This window comes from Flagellimonas ochracea, assembly GCF_009903685.1.
Taxonomy (GTDB): domain Bacteria; phylum Bacteroidota; class Bacteroidia; order Flavobacteriales; family Flavobacteriaceae; genus Flagellimonas; species Flagellimonas ochracea.
Genome location: NZ_JAAABI010000003.1, coordinates 255135 through 269527, shown reverse-complemented (window position 1 = coordinate 269527; position 14393 = coordinate 255135). Strand labels below are relative to the sequence as shown.

15 protein-coding genes are annotated in these 14393 nt (G+C 41.2%); 5 read left to right on the top strand and 10 right to left on the bottom strand.

Annotated features, from left to right (window positions below):
- Position 1 precedes the first annotated feature (1 nt).
- Positions 2 to 1534 (top strand): cryptochrome/photolyase family protein, encoded by a 1533-nt coding sequence (locus GTQ34_RS11230; RefSeq protein ID WP_166523899.1) that lies wholly within the window; start codon positions 2 to 4, stop codon positions 1532 to 1534.
- Positions 1535 to 1674: 140 nt separating this feature from the next.
- Here the strand turns inward: GTQ34_RS11230 and GTQ34_RS11225 are convergent, their stop codons facing one another.
- The gene (locus GTQ34_RS11225) at positions 1675 to 2223 is read right to left on the bottom strand and encodes a ClpP family protease (protein WP_166523898.1); all 549 of its coding nucleotides are present in this window, start codon (positions 2221 to 2223) and stop codon (positions 1675 to 1677) included.
- A 185-nt stretch (positions 2224 to 2408) separates the two neighbouring features.
- On the opposite strand from GTQ34_RS11225, the gene GTQ34_RS11220 reads away from it, so the two are divergent.
- Entirely contained in the window at positions 2409 to 3089 is a 681-nt protein-coding gene (locus tag GTQ34_RS11220; RefSeq protein WP_313790452.1) for a hypothetical protein, read from the top strand.
- A 5-nt stretch (positions 3090 to 3094) separates the two neighbouring features.
- Here GTQ34_RS11220 and GTQ34_RS11215 read toward each other — a convergent pair whose 3' ends face one another.
- Positions 3095 to 4240 carry an MFS transporter gene (locus GTQ34_RS11215; RefSeq protein WP_166523897.1) on the bottom strand — a complete coding sequence of 382 codons (1146 nt, stop codon included), beginning with the start codon at positions 4238 to 4240 and terminating at the stop codon, positions 3095 to 3097.
- Between the two features lie 125 nt (positions 4241 to 4365).
- Here GTQ34_RS11215 and GTQ34_RS11210 point away from each other — a divergent pair, with 125 nt between their 5' ends.
- Positions 4366 to 5229, top strand: coding sequence for an AraC family transcriptional regulator (locus GTQ34_RS11210; protein WP_166523896.1), 864 nt, complete (start codon positions 4366 to 4368; stop codon positions 5227 to 5229).
- On the opposite strand, the gene kynU is transcribed toward GTQ34_RS11210, so the two are convergent.
- Together kynU and GTQ34_RS11200 are read right to left on the bottom strand one after the other, a co-directional pair.
- Positions 5214 to 6488, bottom strand: a complete 1275-nt coding sequence (gene kynU, locus GTQ34_RS11205; protein ID WP_166523895.1) for a kynureninase — start codon at positions 6486 to 6488, stop codon at positions 5214 to 5216. The two genes, GTQ34_RS11210 and kynU, sit on opposite strands and share 16 nt — an antisense overlap.
- 54 nt (positions 6489 to 6542) lie before the next feature.
- A complete protein-coding gene (locus GTQ34_RS11200) occupies positions 6543 to 7007 on the bottom strand; it encodes a GNAT family N-acetyltransferase (protein WP_166523894.1) in 465 nt (154 codons plus the stop codon).
- Between the two features lie 64 nt (positions 7008 to 7071).
- Between GTQ34_RS11200 and GTQ34_RS11195 the strand changes: the two genes are divergently transcribed.
- The gene (locus GTQ34_RS11195) at positions 7072 to 7713 is read left to right on the top strand and encodes an O-methyltransferase (RefSeq protein WP_166523893.1); all 642 of its coding nucleotides are present in this window, start codon (positions 7072 to 7074) and stop codon (positions 7711 to 7713) included.
- Here the strand turns inward: GTQ34_RS11195 and GTQ34_RS11190 are convergent.
- The 6 genes from GTQ34_RS11190 to GTQ34_RS11165 all read right to left on the bottom strand — a co-directional run bounded on the left by GTQ34_RS11190 (position 7679) and on the right by GTQ34_RS11165 (position 13170).
- The gene (locus GTQ34_RS11190) at positions 7679 to 8251 is read right to left on the bottom strand and encodes a phosphatase PAP2 family protein (RefSeq protein WP_166523892.1); all 573 of its coding nucleotides are present in this window, start codon (positions 8249 to 8251) and stop codon (positions 7679 to 7681) included. The two genes, GTQ34_RS11195 and GTQ34_RS11190, sit on opposite strands and share 35 nt — an antisense overlap.
- Positions 8252 to 8253: 2 nt before the next feature.
- Positions 8254 to 8532 carry a Sec-independent protein translocase subunit TatA/TatB gene (locus GTQ34_RS11185; RefSeq protein WP_166523891.1) on the bottom strand — a complete coding sequence of 93 codons (279 nt, stop codon included), beginning with the start codon at positions 8530 to 8532 and terminating at the stop codon, positions 8254 to 8256.
- Positions 8533 to 8614: 82 nt separating this feature from the next.
- Positions 8615 to 10927, bottom strand: coding sequence for a M1 family metallopeptidase (locus GTQ34_RS11180; RefSeq protein ID WP_166523890.1), 2313 nt, complete (start codon positions 10925 to 10927; stop codon positions 8615 to 8617).
- Between the two features lie 59 nt (positions 10928 to 10986).
- Complete coding sequence (locus GTQ34_RS11175) at positions 10987 to 11520, bottom strand: DUF6702 family protein (RefSeq protein ID WP_235915027.1); 534 nt, start codon at positions 11518 to 11520, stop codon at positions 10987 to 10989.
- A 107-nt stretch (positions 11521 to 11627) separates the two neighbouring features.
- Positions 11628 to 12440, bottom strand: coding sequence for a carboxypeptidase-like regulatory domain-containing protein (locus tag GTQ34_RS11170; protein WP_235915026.1), 813 nt, complete (start codon positions 12438 to 12440; stop codon positions 11628 to 11630).
- Entirely contained in the window at positions 12430 to 13170 is a 741-nt protein-coding gene (locus tag GTQ34_RS11165) for a carboxypeptidase-like regulatory domain-containing protein (protein WP_166523889.1), read from the bottom strand. The genes GTQ34_RS11170 and GTQ34_RS11165 overlap by 11 nt, the downstream gene beginning before the upstream one ends.
- A 212-nt stretch (positions 13171 to 13382) precedes the next feature.
- On the opposite strand from GTQ34_RS11165, the gene GTQ34_RS11160 reads away from it, so the two are divergent.
- Positions 13383 to 14393 (top strand): hypothetical protein (locus tag GTQ34_RS11160; RefSeq protein WP_417936279.1); only part of this gene is annotated, 1011 nt, incomplete at its 3' end.

Here is a 14393-nt window from a genome sequence, read left to right as displayed (position 1 = left end):
TATGAAAACGCTTAGACTGATACTTGGTGATCAACTCAACATCAACCATAGCTGGTTTAATGAGGTAGATGAAAATGTGTACTACCTAATGGCAGAGATGCGGCAAGAAACCGACTATGTGAAACACCATATACAGAAAGTGGTCGGTTTCTTTTTGGCCATTCGAAATTTTGCTTCAAACCTCGAAAAGAAAGGCCATCAAGTGCACTATTTTAAAATTGGTGACTCGGAAAATGCACATGAACTGGAAAAAATAATCACAAGATATGTTGACGAAAACAACATCGAAAAATTTGAATACCAATTACCTGATGAATACCGATTGGATGAACAGCTAAAAAAAATCTGCAAGGCGCTGGATATAACTTCCGAAGCCTTTGATACAGAGCACTTTTATACAACACGCATGGAGCTTCGTAATTTTTTCAAGGAAAAAAAACAGTTGCTGATGGAAAATTTCTATCGTATGATGCGCAAGAAGCATGAAATCCTGGTACAAAATGGACAACCGGAGGGTGGCCAATGGAACTTTGATCAGAGTAACCGCAAAAAATGGAAAGGTTCTCCAGAAATACCAAATGAACTGCGTTTTGACCGTAATGTGACCACTCTGGTCACAGAAATTGAAGAAGCAGGTGTAAAGACCTTTGGAGCGATTGATCCCAAAAAATATCCCTGGCCAACAACCCGAGAAGAATGTTTATCACTTTTGGATTTTTTCTGTAACCATCTTCTGAAATATTTTGGGGACTATCAAGATGCCTTTCATACCGATGAAAGATTTCTCTTCCACTCTAGACTCTCCTTCGCCATGAATACCAAAATGATATCCCCAAAAGAAGTTGTGGATGGAGTTTTGGAATTTTTTTATGCCAACCAGGACGATATCCACATTTCACAAGTAGAGGGATTCATCAGACAAATCCTTGGGTGGCGTGAATATATGCGTGGCGTTTATTGGAAAGAGATGCCGGGCTACGCCGAATTGAACGGGCTGGAAAATAAAAACCCACTGCCTGAGTTCTTTTGGACGGGCAAAACTCAGATGAACTGTCTTAAACAATCCATATCGCAGAGTTTGGAAGAAGCTTATGCCCATCACATACAGCGCCTGATGATCATCGGAAACTTTGCTCTCCTAACCCAAACAGACCCTAGCGAAGTGGATGCGTGGTATCTTGGCGTATACATCGATGCCATCGAATGGGTAGAAATTACAAACACCCGTGGCATGAGTCAATATGCAGATGGGGGAATTATTGCCACCAAACCTTATGTGAGCAGCGCCAACTACATAAATAAAATGGGAAATTATTGTAAAGGGTGCAAGTACCACATTTCAAAGAAAACAGAAGAAAACGCCTGTCCTTTTAACGCCCTATATTGGAACTTTTTAGAAGAAAAAAGAGCGTTCTTTGAGGATAATCATCGTATGTCCATGATGCTAAGTTTACTCGATAAAAAAGACAAAAAAGAATTGGAAGAAATACAGAAACGAGCTCGGGAGATCATTGAACACCCTGATGAGTTTTAACTTTTAACATCTCTTTAAAATCTTCTGGCACCGGTTTTGCCGTAAATATTATAAATATTCCGCTTCGGCGTCCATATATATTAAAAGTCCTTCACAAGTTTTTGTGAAGGACTTTCCTTTTTATGACCAGAGGCCAGCGTTTATTTTAGGATATCGTCCACAATACCATATTCAATGGATTCTTCGGCGCCCATCCAAAAATCACGATCAAAATCCTTCATTACCTTATCAAAGGATTGTCCGCAATTATCGGCCAGTATTTTGGCTCCAAGCTCCTTGGTTTTTATAATTTCCCTGGCTTGTATCTCAATATTAGAGGCCTGTCCTTGAGCTCCTCCACTAGGTTGATGAATCATGACCCGAGCATGTGGCTGAATAAATCGTCTTCCTTTTTCACCTACCGATAAGAGAATGGAACCCATGGAAGCAGCAAGACCTGAACAAACTGTGGAAACAGGACTTTTTATCTGTTTGATGGTATCATAGATGGCAAATCCCGAAGTTACATAGCCACCAGGACTATTGATGATCAATTGAATTTCCTTATTGTTGATAAGGTCTAGATAGAGTAAGCGGTCAATTACATGTTTCGCGGAATCATCATCCACCATGCCCCACAAAAAGACTTTGCGCTCTTCCAACAATCTTTCCCCAATCAAGTCTTGTACTTTTCCTTTTTTTGAACTCATTTTTATTATTTGTTGAACGTGTCAAAAATAATCAAATTCCGAGGAAGTCATCCCACAAATGCACACTTTGCAGGAATTAAATGAAGACCACAATCAAATGTCCGTATCAAATAGTGTAAATGGAAAAAGTGAAGCTTTGAATGATTCAATTCATCCTTTGGGCATTATCTTTGGAAAAAAACACCGTGAAAAACAATATAAGTGCAGCTTTTGTAATGGTTTTCCTCTTCTTGAGCTGCAAGAACCCTCAAAAAAATTCCAATTCCCAAGAAAATATCCCCTTGAGTATTCCGGAGAAAATAGCTCTTGCACATGGTTATAATCAATGGGATGCTGTTTCTGAAATCAAGTTTACATTTAATGTGGATAGGGATTCCACACATTTTGAACGAACTTGGATTTGGAAACCGAAGGAAAACAGCATCACTGCCATTTCACAAAACGACACCTTGATTTACAACCGAAATGCCATGGACAGCATTGCCCACAAAGTGAATGCTGGTTTTATAAATGACCGGTATTGGCTGCTGGCCCCTTTTAATTTAATTTGGGATTCAGGCAACTATAGCTTCGAGCATTCGGTGGACCAAAAGGCTCCGATAAGTGATGCAAAAATGCAAAAATTGACCATCGTATATACCAATGAAGGTGGATATACACCTGGTGATGCCTACGATTTCTATTTTAGCGATGACTTTTTAATTCGCGAATGGACATTTAGAAAAGGGAACCAAGAAGAGCCCTCTTTGTCAACAACATGGGAAAAATATGGAGATTTCGAAGGACTAAAACTTCCCCAAGACCATCGAAAAATTGAAGCTGATTACAGTTTAAACTTCACGGATTTAGTCATTAAAATGGAATGATTGTGCTACCGGCGTGAACGAAGAAAAAAAGTGACTGCAAGCACAAAAAAAGCAGCACCCAAAAGGGCATAAAAACTGAGGGATAGTGAAGAGCTTTCGGCCAGAAATCCCAAAATCACAGGACCTACTAAAAACCCGGTGTATCCGGTGCCTGCGATAAAGGAAACCCCCTGGGAGGAATCCACCCCTCTAACGTTCCCGCCTATTCGGAACAATTCAGGGACCATGACCGAAAAGCCCAAGCCGTTCAAAGCAAAACCAAAAATCGCCAACAGGGTGTGCTCAGATAGCACTAAACCATAGCCTAAAATAGCCACAATTGCTCCCACAGTTACTATTTTAACTGAACCCAGGCGTTCGCTGATACCGTCACCTAAAAATCTTCCTAGTGTCATAGCAAAGGAAAAAGCCAAAAATCCTGACCCGATAAATGCTTCTGGAGCCTTAGTGATTTCCTGAAGGTAAAGACCACTCCAATCCACAATGGCACCTTCGCTGGCCATCGCTATAAAACCAATGATTCCCAACAGCAGCAGTGGCTTGAAAAGCCCAAAACTAAAAGGTTCTTTCTCTACCGGAGCCGCTACAATATGAATATAATTTCTATAGAAAATAACATTGATAAGCAATACAACAGCTACAGTAATTCCCATGTGCAATAAAGGACTTCCAATAAAGGGAATTAGAAAGCTGCCCAACCCAACCAAAATACCTCCCAAGCTGAAGAAACCATGCGCAGCAGACATGAAATTCTTTTTATCTTCCTTTTCAATTTCGGTAACCAAGGTATTCATCGAAATATCAGTAATGCCATTGGCCATTCCAAAAAAGAAAAGACTTGCCATTAAAACATGGTAATTGGGAGCCATAAGAGGAAAAAGTGCGGTTACGCTGCATAAAAGCACCCCAAACCAAGTTGCCTTACCAACCCCAAGCTTATTTATAATCTTTGGTGCCAATGGAAAAATGGTGAACACGCCAAGGGATAGGCAAAAGAGGGCGATACCCAAATCGGCTTTGCCAATTTCCAATCTTTCTTTAACACTCGGGATATAAATTGCCCATGTTCCAAACCAAATATTCAGGCTTGTAAATACCCAGGCCGGGGCAAAGTATCGTGCTTTGGAAAAAATTAGCAGCAATGATCTCATACGGAAAAAATATCAAAGCAAATTAACCACACTAAACTCACACTGTTTAGCACATAATATGCCAATTACAAAACATTTCATTCCTTTTGATAACAAAAAATATCCATATATGTTATTTTTGACCTATGAAACCTATGTTTGAGTCCATAAATCTAAGTGCAAATACTTCGTTAAAGGTCGAGACCTATGAAAATGGGGATTATTGTGAATCGGCAGGTTGGCACATTCATCCTGAATACGAGCTGGTCTATGTAAAAAATGGAACTGGACAATTGAACATTGGTCCAAAGAAAATACCCTACACCAATGGCGTATTGGTTTTTCTGGCAGGAAACATTCCCCATGGAGATTTTGGCAATAAAGACCATGATGACAACCTCGAAATCGTCATCCAATTTGGAAAGGACTTTTTTGAAGAAAAATTGAAAGTGTTTCCCGAGTTTTCCGAAATCCAGAAACTGGTAAAAAAATCTGAACAAGTCCTAATTTTTGATAAACAGACACATCAAATGGTATGGAAAGATTTCCAAAGTTTTAGGGAGATTGACTCCACACAGCGACTTATCAAATTGCTCTCCATTCTTTTTCAGCTATCAAAGGGTGGAGGTTACACCCCTCTTTTTGAGAATCTACCCATGGACAATTATCGAAAAGAGGAAATTGAACGACTAGAAGAAATTTTTGAATACATCAATAAAAACCACGACGGCAAAGTCTCGGTGGAAGTGATTTCTTCACAATTGGGACTTACGCCCAATTCTTTTAGTCGCTTTTTCAAAAAAATGACTCAACGGCGCTTTCTGGATTTTGTAAACGAATTTCGAACGAGCAAAGCAGTAGAATTCTTTAACGGAGGGGAAACCACCATTACGGGTGTGATGTATCAATGTGGTTTTAATGATCCCTCTTACTTTTCAAAACAGTTCAAAAAGTATCAAGGATGTACTCCATCCCAATATCTCAAATCAAGATATCAAGCGGATTTTTGAAGAATTCCCTGTTTCAAAATCTGCCCAAAATTAAACATATCGGTAAAGGAACAATAGAATGGTGCTGGAGCCAATCGAATAACATTGGGTTCTCTCCAGTCCACAATAACACCTTCTTTCATCAAATAGTCAAAAATTGCCCTGCCCTCACCATGTAAGAAAACCGAAAGTTGGCAACCTCGTTCTTCGGGTGTAATGATTTCAAAAGTGCTTTCCACTTCTTTGTCCACTTCATATAGCACAAACTCCAGAAAAGCCGTGAGGTTTTGTTGTTTTTGAATCAAGGCCTGCATACCCACCTCATCAAACAATTCCAAAGAAGCGAGATAGGGAGCCAGTGACAATATGGGCGGATTGCTCAGCTGCCATGCGTCCGCCGTTTCTATCGGGTCAAATTCTGGTTGCATCAAAAAGCGAGTTTCTTTTTTGGTGCCCCACCATCCCTCAAATCTGGGGATATCCTTTTTACCCAAATGTTTTTGACGCACAAAAATCCCCGAAGCATTGCCAGGACCACTGTTCATGTATTTGTAGCTACACCAGGCGGCAAAATCAACGCCCCAATCGTGCAGTTTCAGGTCAACATTCCCGACAGCATGGGCCAAATCCCATCCCACAAAAGCGCCAACCGATTTTCCGGCTTGGGTTATGGTTTTCATGTTGAACACTTGTCCATTATAGTAATTGACCCCGCCAATCAGTACCAAGGCCAATTCGTCACCGACCTCTTTGATTTTATGGACCACATCTTCTGTTCTCCAATAATGTTCTCCGGGTCGTTTTTTTACCTCTACAATGGCATCCTTTGGGTCCAAACCATGATATTTAACCTGACTTTGCAACATATACTGGTCAGATGGAAAAGCCTTTTCTTCACATAGAATTTTATAGCGCTTATTAGTCGGTCTGTAGAAGGACACCATCAGAAGATGTAGGTTGACCGTAAGGGTATTCATTACCGAAATCTCTTCTGGATGGGCGCCCACAACCTTGCCAAGTCCCTCCGCCAAACGCTCATGATAGTCCCACCAAGGTTTATCCGCATAAAAATGGCCTTCCACTGCCAATTCCCTCCAATCTTTCATGACATCGTCCACAAACTTTTGTGTACACTTTGGCTGAAGTCCTAAAGAATTTCCAGTGAAATAAATGACATCTTTTCCGTTTACTTGCGGATAGTGAAATTCTTTTCGGTATTTAGACAGTGGGTCGGCTGCATCCAACTCCTGCGCACACTCCAAGGTATTTTGGAAAGTCATTTTCTAATGGTTTCATCAAAAATACAACTTGTAAGGGTATTTGTTGGAACAATCTTAGTCCAAACGCATTTCAATAATATGTTTTTTGAATCCCACTTTTTCATAAGCTTTAATTGCTGGAAGATTGTCATTGTAAACGGTTAACCTAATTTCTTCAAGTCCTTGTCCATCGGACCATTCTTTTAATTGTTCCACAATTGAAGCATTTATACCAAACCCCCTAAATTTGGGATCAGTGAACATAAAACCCAGATAGGCATAGTACTCGTGGTCAAGATAGTGCCTTGCCCTCTTTTTAATGGCGTAGCCAGAGGCCACCGGTTTTCCATCCACCTCGGCAACGAGTACACATGCATTTTCATCAAGTATCATTTTTCCGAGGTCATAGTATTGTACCGGGTCCTCCCGTATCGTAGGGTCAAAAGGGCGTTCAGCTTTTATTATTTCTTGTTCAAAGGAGAGCAAGACTGGTAAATCTTCGTTGGTGGCTTTGCGAACCAGTACATTTTTGTGTGTCATGGCGTTAATCACTAAAAGTAAAAACCAATGTAGTTCTTTTCCATATTTTTGCGAAAATTATTACATGCATTTTCTGTCTCCCATACTGGAAAATTATATTGCCGACCATTCTCAGGCGGAACCAGAGTTGCTGACAGTGTTGACCCGGGAAACCCATTTGAAGGTAATACAACCCAGAATGATCACGGGACATCATCAAGGAAGGGTATTGAGCCTGTTATCGAAAATCATTGCTCCTAAATACATTCTTGAAATTGGCACCTATACAGGTTATTCTGCCCTTTGTCTCGCAGAAGGTCTTAAATCCGATGGGGAACTTCACACAATTGAAGTGAATGAAGAGCTGCACCAAATACAAAGAACCTTTTTTGACCGAAGTGGTTTCGGAAAACAAATTGTGCAACATGTAGGGGATGCCCTTGACATTGTTCCAAGTCTAGACCTTTGCTTTGATTTGGTATTTATTGATGCGCAAAAGGTGAACTACGACGCTTACTTTGAATCAGCGATTCAAAAGACCAAATCTGGAAGCATCATTCTTTCAGATAATGTATTATGGTCGGGTAAGGTGGTAGAACCGGTAGCCCAATCGGATAAGGCGACAAAGGCGTTGCTTGAATTTAATAAAAAATTGGTAGAAGACCCAAGGGTTGAAACCGTGATACTACCCATTAGGGACGGGCTGACTTTGAGTAGGGTAAAATAACTCTGTTGTGCAATTTGTAGAACACCACTGCCGAACACACACCAACCAAGGCCCCCATAATTAAATCGGACGGGTAATGTACACCCACGTAAATTCTGCTGAGTGCGAAAAGCACTGGCCAAATAAAAAATACCAAAGCCCAAGCAGCTTTCTTGCGTAAAAACAAATAGACTAAAAGGGTGAGGGAAAAAGAGCTAGAGGCATGCCCCGAAAAAAAGCTATAATCCACCGGGGTATGCAAAATACGAATCAGGGTATTAATTTCTTCTGAGTTATTAGGTCGTAAACGTGCCACCGATAATTTGGTAAAATGTGTTAGGGCCAGTATAAAAACAAGCAAGCCCAAAACGGTCAAAACCTTATAAGTTGCCTCTCGTTGGGGGAATTTTAAATAGATGACTACAATAAATAGGATAAATAGGGGAATCCAAGTGTAAATGTTGGTAACGATGGACCAAAACATATCGTAGGTCTCTATGCCTAGGTTGTTGAGATAGATGAACATATCCCGATCCCATTCGAGCAGTTTTTTCCACATGATTATTTGGTGCTCCTTTTTACTGCTCCTGTCACCTCATCCACATTCTTCTTAACCTCATTCAGCTCGTTTCTGATGTCTTTGGTGAAGTCGGTATCAATGCCTTGTTTTTCAGCGCTTTTTTGTATTTCTCGCTTAATATCATCTGTGGCGTCCCTCAATTGGCGCATACCTTTGCCGAGTCCTTTGGCTATTCCCGGAATTTTATCGGCACCAAAAACCATAACCACAATAAAGAGGATAAAAAAGATTTCGGCACCACTGATAAATAGAGCAATCATAACACAAATATAATGAGAAGTTGGGTTGAAAATAAAAAAGCCCCATGAAATCACAGGGCCTTTAACACTTGTCAATAGTGGATTATCCCTTTATGTTTTCCTTGAATTGTTCAAAATCAGATTTCTCATCCTTGGATGGCCAAGCATTGTTTGTGGTATCAATATCCGCCGTTTCCAATTTAGGGTCTACAACAATGCCCACCAACTCCTTCTGGGAGGATAGCACACGGCTTACTTCAGCATCATTCTTTCTCCAAATTTCAGGAGGATACGTGACATTTTCTTTGGAGCCGTCCGCATAGGTATATTCCACAATCAATGGCATGGGAATACCTCCGGGCTTTTCAAAAGTGATTTCGTAAAAATATTTGGGCTCCTTAACCTGGGCCCTTTCAGCTTCGGTCATGTTGTCCATCATAAACTCCTTTAGATTTTGGGAAGTTTCTGTTGGGGATTTTCCCTTCAATTCAGGGTCAAAATCTTCACTTTCTTCCTCGGCCAAATAAACCAGCGGAGGTAAATCAGCTTCCGTCAGGTTCCTATCTGCCATATACTTTTCCATTTCTTTGGTAGGTTTATTACTGACATAATATTTCTTTACGCCTTTTACGCCAATATCCACGTAGTCAGTAGTGTAGAACCATCCTCTCCAGTACCAATCCAAATCCACAGCAGAGGCGTCTTCCATGGTACGGAAAAAATCCTCAGGTGTGGGATGCTTGAATTTCCAACGCTGGGCATAGGTTTTAAAGGCATGGTCAAACAATTCTTCTCCCATAACAGTTTCCCTAAGAATGTTCAACGCAGTAGCGGGCTTACCATAAGCATTAGGGCCCAATTGATACACATTTTCAGGATTGGACATTATAGGGGATAAAAAGTTTTGATCTCCGCTCATATAGGGAACAATTTTGTATGGTTCCCCCCTGCGCGAAGGATATTTTTCGTTGGGGGCAATTACCTCCGGATAGTTCTTTCCAAATTCCTGTTCAGCCAAATATTGCATGAAAGTGTCCAATCCTTCATCCATCCAGCCCCATTGGCGTTCATCAGAGTTGACGATCATTGGGAAGAAATTATGACCCACTTCATGAATGATAACACTGATCATTCCAAACTTGGTCCTATCGGAATAGGTGCCATCCTTGTTGGGGCGCCCGTAGTTCCAGCAAATCATTGGATACTCCATTCCTTGGTTTTTCGCATGAACCGAAATCGCTTTGTGATAAGGATAGTCAAACGTGTGTTTTGAATACGTCTTTAGTGTCTGTACAACCGCCTTTGTGGACTGCTCTTCCCAAAGTGGGTTCCCCTCTTTTGGATAAAGGGAAACAGCCATGACGTCTTTACCGCCAATTTTTACGGCTTGCATGTCCCAAATAAATTTACGCGAAGTGGCAAAACCATAATCACGAACATTGGTTGCCCTAAATTTCCATGTTTTCTTCTTTTCGGAAAAACCTTTTTCAGCAGCTTCCGCATCTTCTTGGGTAACAATGAGTACAGGTTTGTCGTAGGACTTTTTGGCCTCTTTGTAGCGTTTCATCATTTCTTTGGAAAAGACCTCATCCCTATTCTGAAGTACACCCGTTGCATCCAATACATGGTCTGCTGGGACGGTGATGTTCACCTCATAGTTTCCGAAAGGAAGTGCAAACTCTCCGCTTCCCCAAAACTGATGGTTTTGCCATCCTTCCACATCGCTATATACGGCCATTCTGGGAAAGAATTGGGCAATGACGTAGGCCCGATTGCCATCTTCCGGAAAATACTCGTAACCTGAGCGGGCCCGATTTACAGTATGATCTGGAATGTTGTACCACCATTTGATGGAAAAAGAAATCTTTTCGCCACTTTTAAGCGGTTGCGGAATATTTACCCGCATCATGGTTTGATTGATGGTATAGGACAACGGCTTGCCGTTGGCGTCTTTTACAAATTCAATATTAAATCCTCCATCAAAAGGTTCTGTGACAAACGTTTGGGCAAAATTACCGGCTGTGTAGGCAATGTTTACCCCATCACCATTTCTAAGTGGAGATTTTGAATCCTTTGCCCTTACATTCTGATCCAACTGCACCCAAAGAAACTCTAAATCTTCAGGGGCATTGTTATGATAGGTAATGGTTTCTTCACCATAGATTCTGGCATTTTTGTCATCCAACTCTATGTCCATTACATAATCAGCTTGTTGTTGATAATAATCAGGGCCGGGTGCCCCAGAAGCTGATCTATAAGTGTTGGGAGTGGCAAACTCCTCGTACATTTGTTTGAATTTACTCTGGTTGTAATGGCCAGGCAGTCTCTCCGGTTTGGCATCACCCTCTTCTTGGGCGATGGCAAGGGCTCCGATAAGAAACAATATCGAGGCAAAACAATACTTGATTCTGTTCATATTTTATTGATTTTAAAGCGGCTTAAATTAGTTTTTTTTAACCAATTGTTAAGATGTTGTTACAAGTTTAACATTCCTTTATTATTCTCTCTTACAAGCACAAAACTCTTTTTGTTTCCCTTCCATTTTACGTGGACAATATTCTGCTGTTCATCAAACAAATCTGTCAATACTTCATTCTGTACGACCATTGTTTTGACAATCTCCAAATCCACATTTTCTATTTCCATGTAAAAAACCACGACATCATTTTCGTACTTTTTCCCCAGAAAGACATAGGGTACGGTCTCTCCATCCAATTCCACCAAAAACTTCGTTTTGAGATATTTCTCAATGTAAAAATTAGCGGTTTCTGATTCCTCAGGGGTTGCCAAGGAGGTTTTTACACCGTAGCGTTCCATGAGGACATTTTCCAAATCATCTATGAAAACACGACTGGTAATCTGAAACGAATTGTTTTTCTCGGAATAGACCACATTGGTGACACTCACGTAGAACTTGTGTGCTGCGGTAAACGAAAGCAATAGTATTGCGGAAAGTAAAAACGCTATTGTTTGGGCTTTCTTCAACTTCATTTGTATAGTAGACCCCATGTGTTGAATTATGTTACACTTTTTTTGCCAATTTGTTTCGATCGGCTATTAAATTCATACTATGCTCGTCTTTGCTGTGATTGCAAAGCTCATGCCAAATAAAAGCATCAGTCCAGTCCATTTTCTCTTCTGTAAAGTCTGCTCTTTTGTACCATAAGGTCCCATATTTTCAGTTTGTCCTTGGAATCCACAGTGTTTTGAAATGTTTCGTCCACTTCGCAGAAATACATAAAGTCGTCTATCTTCTCCATCGGAATCTTTAATACTGTCAGAAAAAGTGAATCGGCATAAAATTCTTGGACACGTTGTGTTCTGGCATATTTGCGGTCCACCTTCACTCGGTTCTTCAACATTTTGGTGCGGCCCGTAATCGCATTAATCAGCGGATTTAGGGAAACAGCGCCCCCGGCACCTCCTACTCCCCCCCCTCCTATGACACGCATTGCAGAAGCTTCCTGCAACTTACGCTCACTCTGTGTGATTATCTTCACATCGGCATTGGGTAAGTTCAGCGCCTCGGCACTTACATCTTTTTCCAAAGTGAGCTTGTCCAAATCCTGATTCAAATCTCCGGATAAGTCGTACGGTTTCACCACCACTTCTCGCAACTCATTGACAAATTCCTCCAATCGGACCGTAAAAAAGTTGGTGTTCCATAAAACCTGATTCACAGGAAGTACCTTTCGCCTGTATTGAACGGCTGAAAAAACGAGCGTGTCGTTCAGTTGGGCATTAATGGAAAAAATCCCGTCAATATCTGTGATAACTGCTCTTTTTGAAGATATGTTCTGCACCACAACACCAATCACATCACCGTCAGAAGAAATAACTTGACCACGCAGTTCTTTAGACTGGATGTCTTGGCCCATAACGCAAACACCCATCAAAAGCAATAGTGAAAAAAGAAACTTACTCCTCATTCAATGTGTCACGATAGGCTTTGCTTTGAGTCACCAAAAAATCAATCAACTGAAATTCATTCTCTTTTCGCAACAAGGCCTGTGAGGGTACTTTGTCATCGCAATACAGCAAAAAAGCATCTATTTTATCTTGGGGAAGCCTCAAGTCTACCACAAAAAACTCATCATCATACACGTAACGCAACACTTCGCTGACTTTTAGTGGTGGACGCTCTTCACCTCTAACTTTCTGTGGTTTAAAAAGTGCCTTGAATATATTTACAAAGTTAATGCCGTCCCGCATGCCACGAACGGTCCTTGACTCTGCAATGTTTTCCACTTCGGTTCCTCGGTCTATTTCATATTCATACTGCTTAAAGCTCTCATTCTCCACCTGAAGAAATCGTTCCTGATTTTCGGGGGTGACCACCACCTCATCCAATTCCCTTATTTTTTCATCCACTTCGACCACCAACCTATTCTTTCTTAAAATCTCGTCGGTAACGGTGACCACCTCCAACTGGTAGTTGATGGCTGTGAAGACCAATTGATCTCCTTCTTTGACCAAAATGAGGAATTCCCCATTTTCATCCGTAATAGTTGCCGTTTCCGTGGTAGAGTTTACCACCACTTCGTTGGGCACATTACCCCCCTTGTACAGTACCCTTCCCCTAAGCATTTGTCGTTCTTCTTGTGCAAACATCAACGTAGATGATAGAAACAGGAGTGCGATCAGTATTGATTTCTTCATAAAAAGTCCTTTGGAACAAGTTAAAGAAAACCTTTGAAGCGCAGATAAAAAAATAAATCGATTCTAATTTTTTGTTAATTCTGGCGAAACACACCTAAATCAGCACCTTGCTATTCAACTGTGAACTTCGTATTTGGACGGTATTTGTTAGCAAAATCCGGTCATAATCTTAGTTTTGCCTCAACGTTTGGAAACCTCAAATAACAAACACCGTGAAAACGCAACTCAGCTTTTTGATCATTGCCCTACTTGTGATCAACACACTTACTGGACAGATTAAAATTGGTGACAATCCACAAAACATTCACCCAGCCTCCGTATTGGAGTTGGAAAGCCCTTCTAGGGTTTTGGTGATTACCCGTGTAACCGATGCCCAAATGAACACCATCAATCCCCTACGGGGCGCGTTGGTCTATAATACCGACCAAGAATGTATCCATTACTTCGATGGAACAGAATGGATAAATATTTGTGAAGCTTTCGACAACTCCTTTACCGTAAGCACGAACGCGGTATTCAATCCATTTTCTAGGGATAGCACGGTGGTAGTGACACAAACGGATACCAATTATAATTTTGAGGTCAATCAGATTACTGGTGATAATATTGTGGACACCTCGATAAACGGAGCCAATGAAATTCAACAAGGATCCATAACCGGTCTCCAACTTTCCGATGCCACGATCACTTTTAACAAACTTGCAGATGGAGGAAATACTGGAGATCTTCTGCGCTGGAACGGTGCACAATGGGTGCTGGAAAATGAAGGGGTCATAAACATTACGGAAAAGGATAGTATTGTAGGTAACGAAGTATTGGATGCCACTCCAGGAGGTGCATTGGTACGAACAGGAGATGGAAATGAAATTATTCCTTATACCCTTGATGTTCGCACTGGTGGAATTGACAATGTCCGTTTGGACAAACCCAATATCCCCTTAAGCGGTTTTGGTGCTGCTGCTGCTAACGTGGATATGGGAGGTTTTCAAATTAACAATCTGCAAGATCCAACGCTTGCTCAGGATGCAGCCACAAAAATCTATGTGGATCAGGAAATAGCTAGCTCTGATGCTGCCGATGGAGATATTGATAGCAACAACGAGATACAGGACCTTGATCTGAACACAAACACACTTTCGCTTTCAGGCGACCCCACTACCGTTGACCTGTCCCCCTACCTTGATGACACCACATTGGACGAGGCGGCCGTGGACGCCTTCGTT

Excerpts from the sequence above, each read along its gene's own strand:
- kynU (WP_166523895.1), bottom strand. The coding sequence starts at position 6,488 with ATGACTTTCCAAAATACCTTGGAGTGTGCGCAGGAGTTGGATGCAGCC.
- GTQ34_RS11210 (WP_166523896.1), top strand. The coding sequence starts at position 4,366 with ATGAAACCTATGTTTGAGTCCATAAATCTAAGTGCAAATACTTCGTTA.
- GTQ34_RS11225 (WP_166523898.1), bottom strand. The coding sequence starts at position 2,223 with ATGAGTTCAAAAAAAGGAAAAGTACAAGACTTGATTGGGGAAAGATTG.
- GTQ34_RS11165 (WP_166523889.1), bottom strand. The coding sequence starts at position 13,170 with ATGAAGAAATCAATACTGATCGCACTCCTGTTTCTATCATCTACGTTG.
- GTQ34_RS11195 (WP_166523893.1), top strand. The coding sequence starts at position 7,072 with ATGCATTTTCTGTCTCCCATACTGGAAAATTATATTGCCGACCATTCT.
- GTQ34_RS11175 (WP_235915027.1), bottom strand. The coding sequence starts at position 11,520 with ATGGGGTCTACTATACAAATGAAGTTGAAGAAAGCCCAAACAATAGCG.
- GTQ34_RS11200 (WP_166523894.1), bottom strand. The coding sequence starts at position 7,007 with ATGACACACAAAAATGTACTGGTTCGCAAAGCCACCAACGAAGATTTA.
- GTQ34_RS11230 (WP_166523899.1), top strand. The coding sequence starts at position 2 with ATGAAAACGCTTAGACTGATACTTGGTGATCAACTCAACATCAACCAT.
- GTQ34_RS11185 (WP_166523891.1), bottom strand. The coding sequence starts at position 8,532 with ATGATTGCTCTATTTATCAGTGGTGCCGAAATCTTTTTTATCCTCTTT.
- GTQ34_RS11170 (WP_235915026.1), bottom strand. The coding sequence starts at position 12,440 with ATGAGGAGTAAGTTTCTTTTTTCACTATTGCTTTTGATGGGTGTTTGC.
- GTQ34_RS11180 (WP_166523890.1), bottom strand. The coding sequence starts at position 10,927 with ATGAACAGAATCAAGTATTGTTTTGCCTCGATATTGTTTCTTATCGGA.
- GTQ34_RS11215 (WP_166523897.1), bottom strand. The coding sequence starts at position 4,240 with ATGAGATCATTGCTGCTAATTTTTTCCAAAGCACGATACTTTGCCCCG.
- GTQ34_RS11190 (WP_166523892.1), bottom strand. The coding sequence starts at position 8,251 with ATGTGGAAAAAACTGCTCGAATGGGATCGGGATATGTTCATCTATCTC.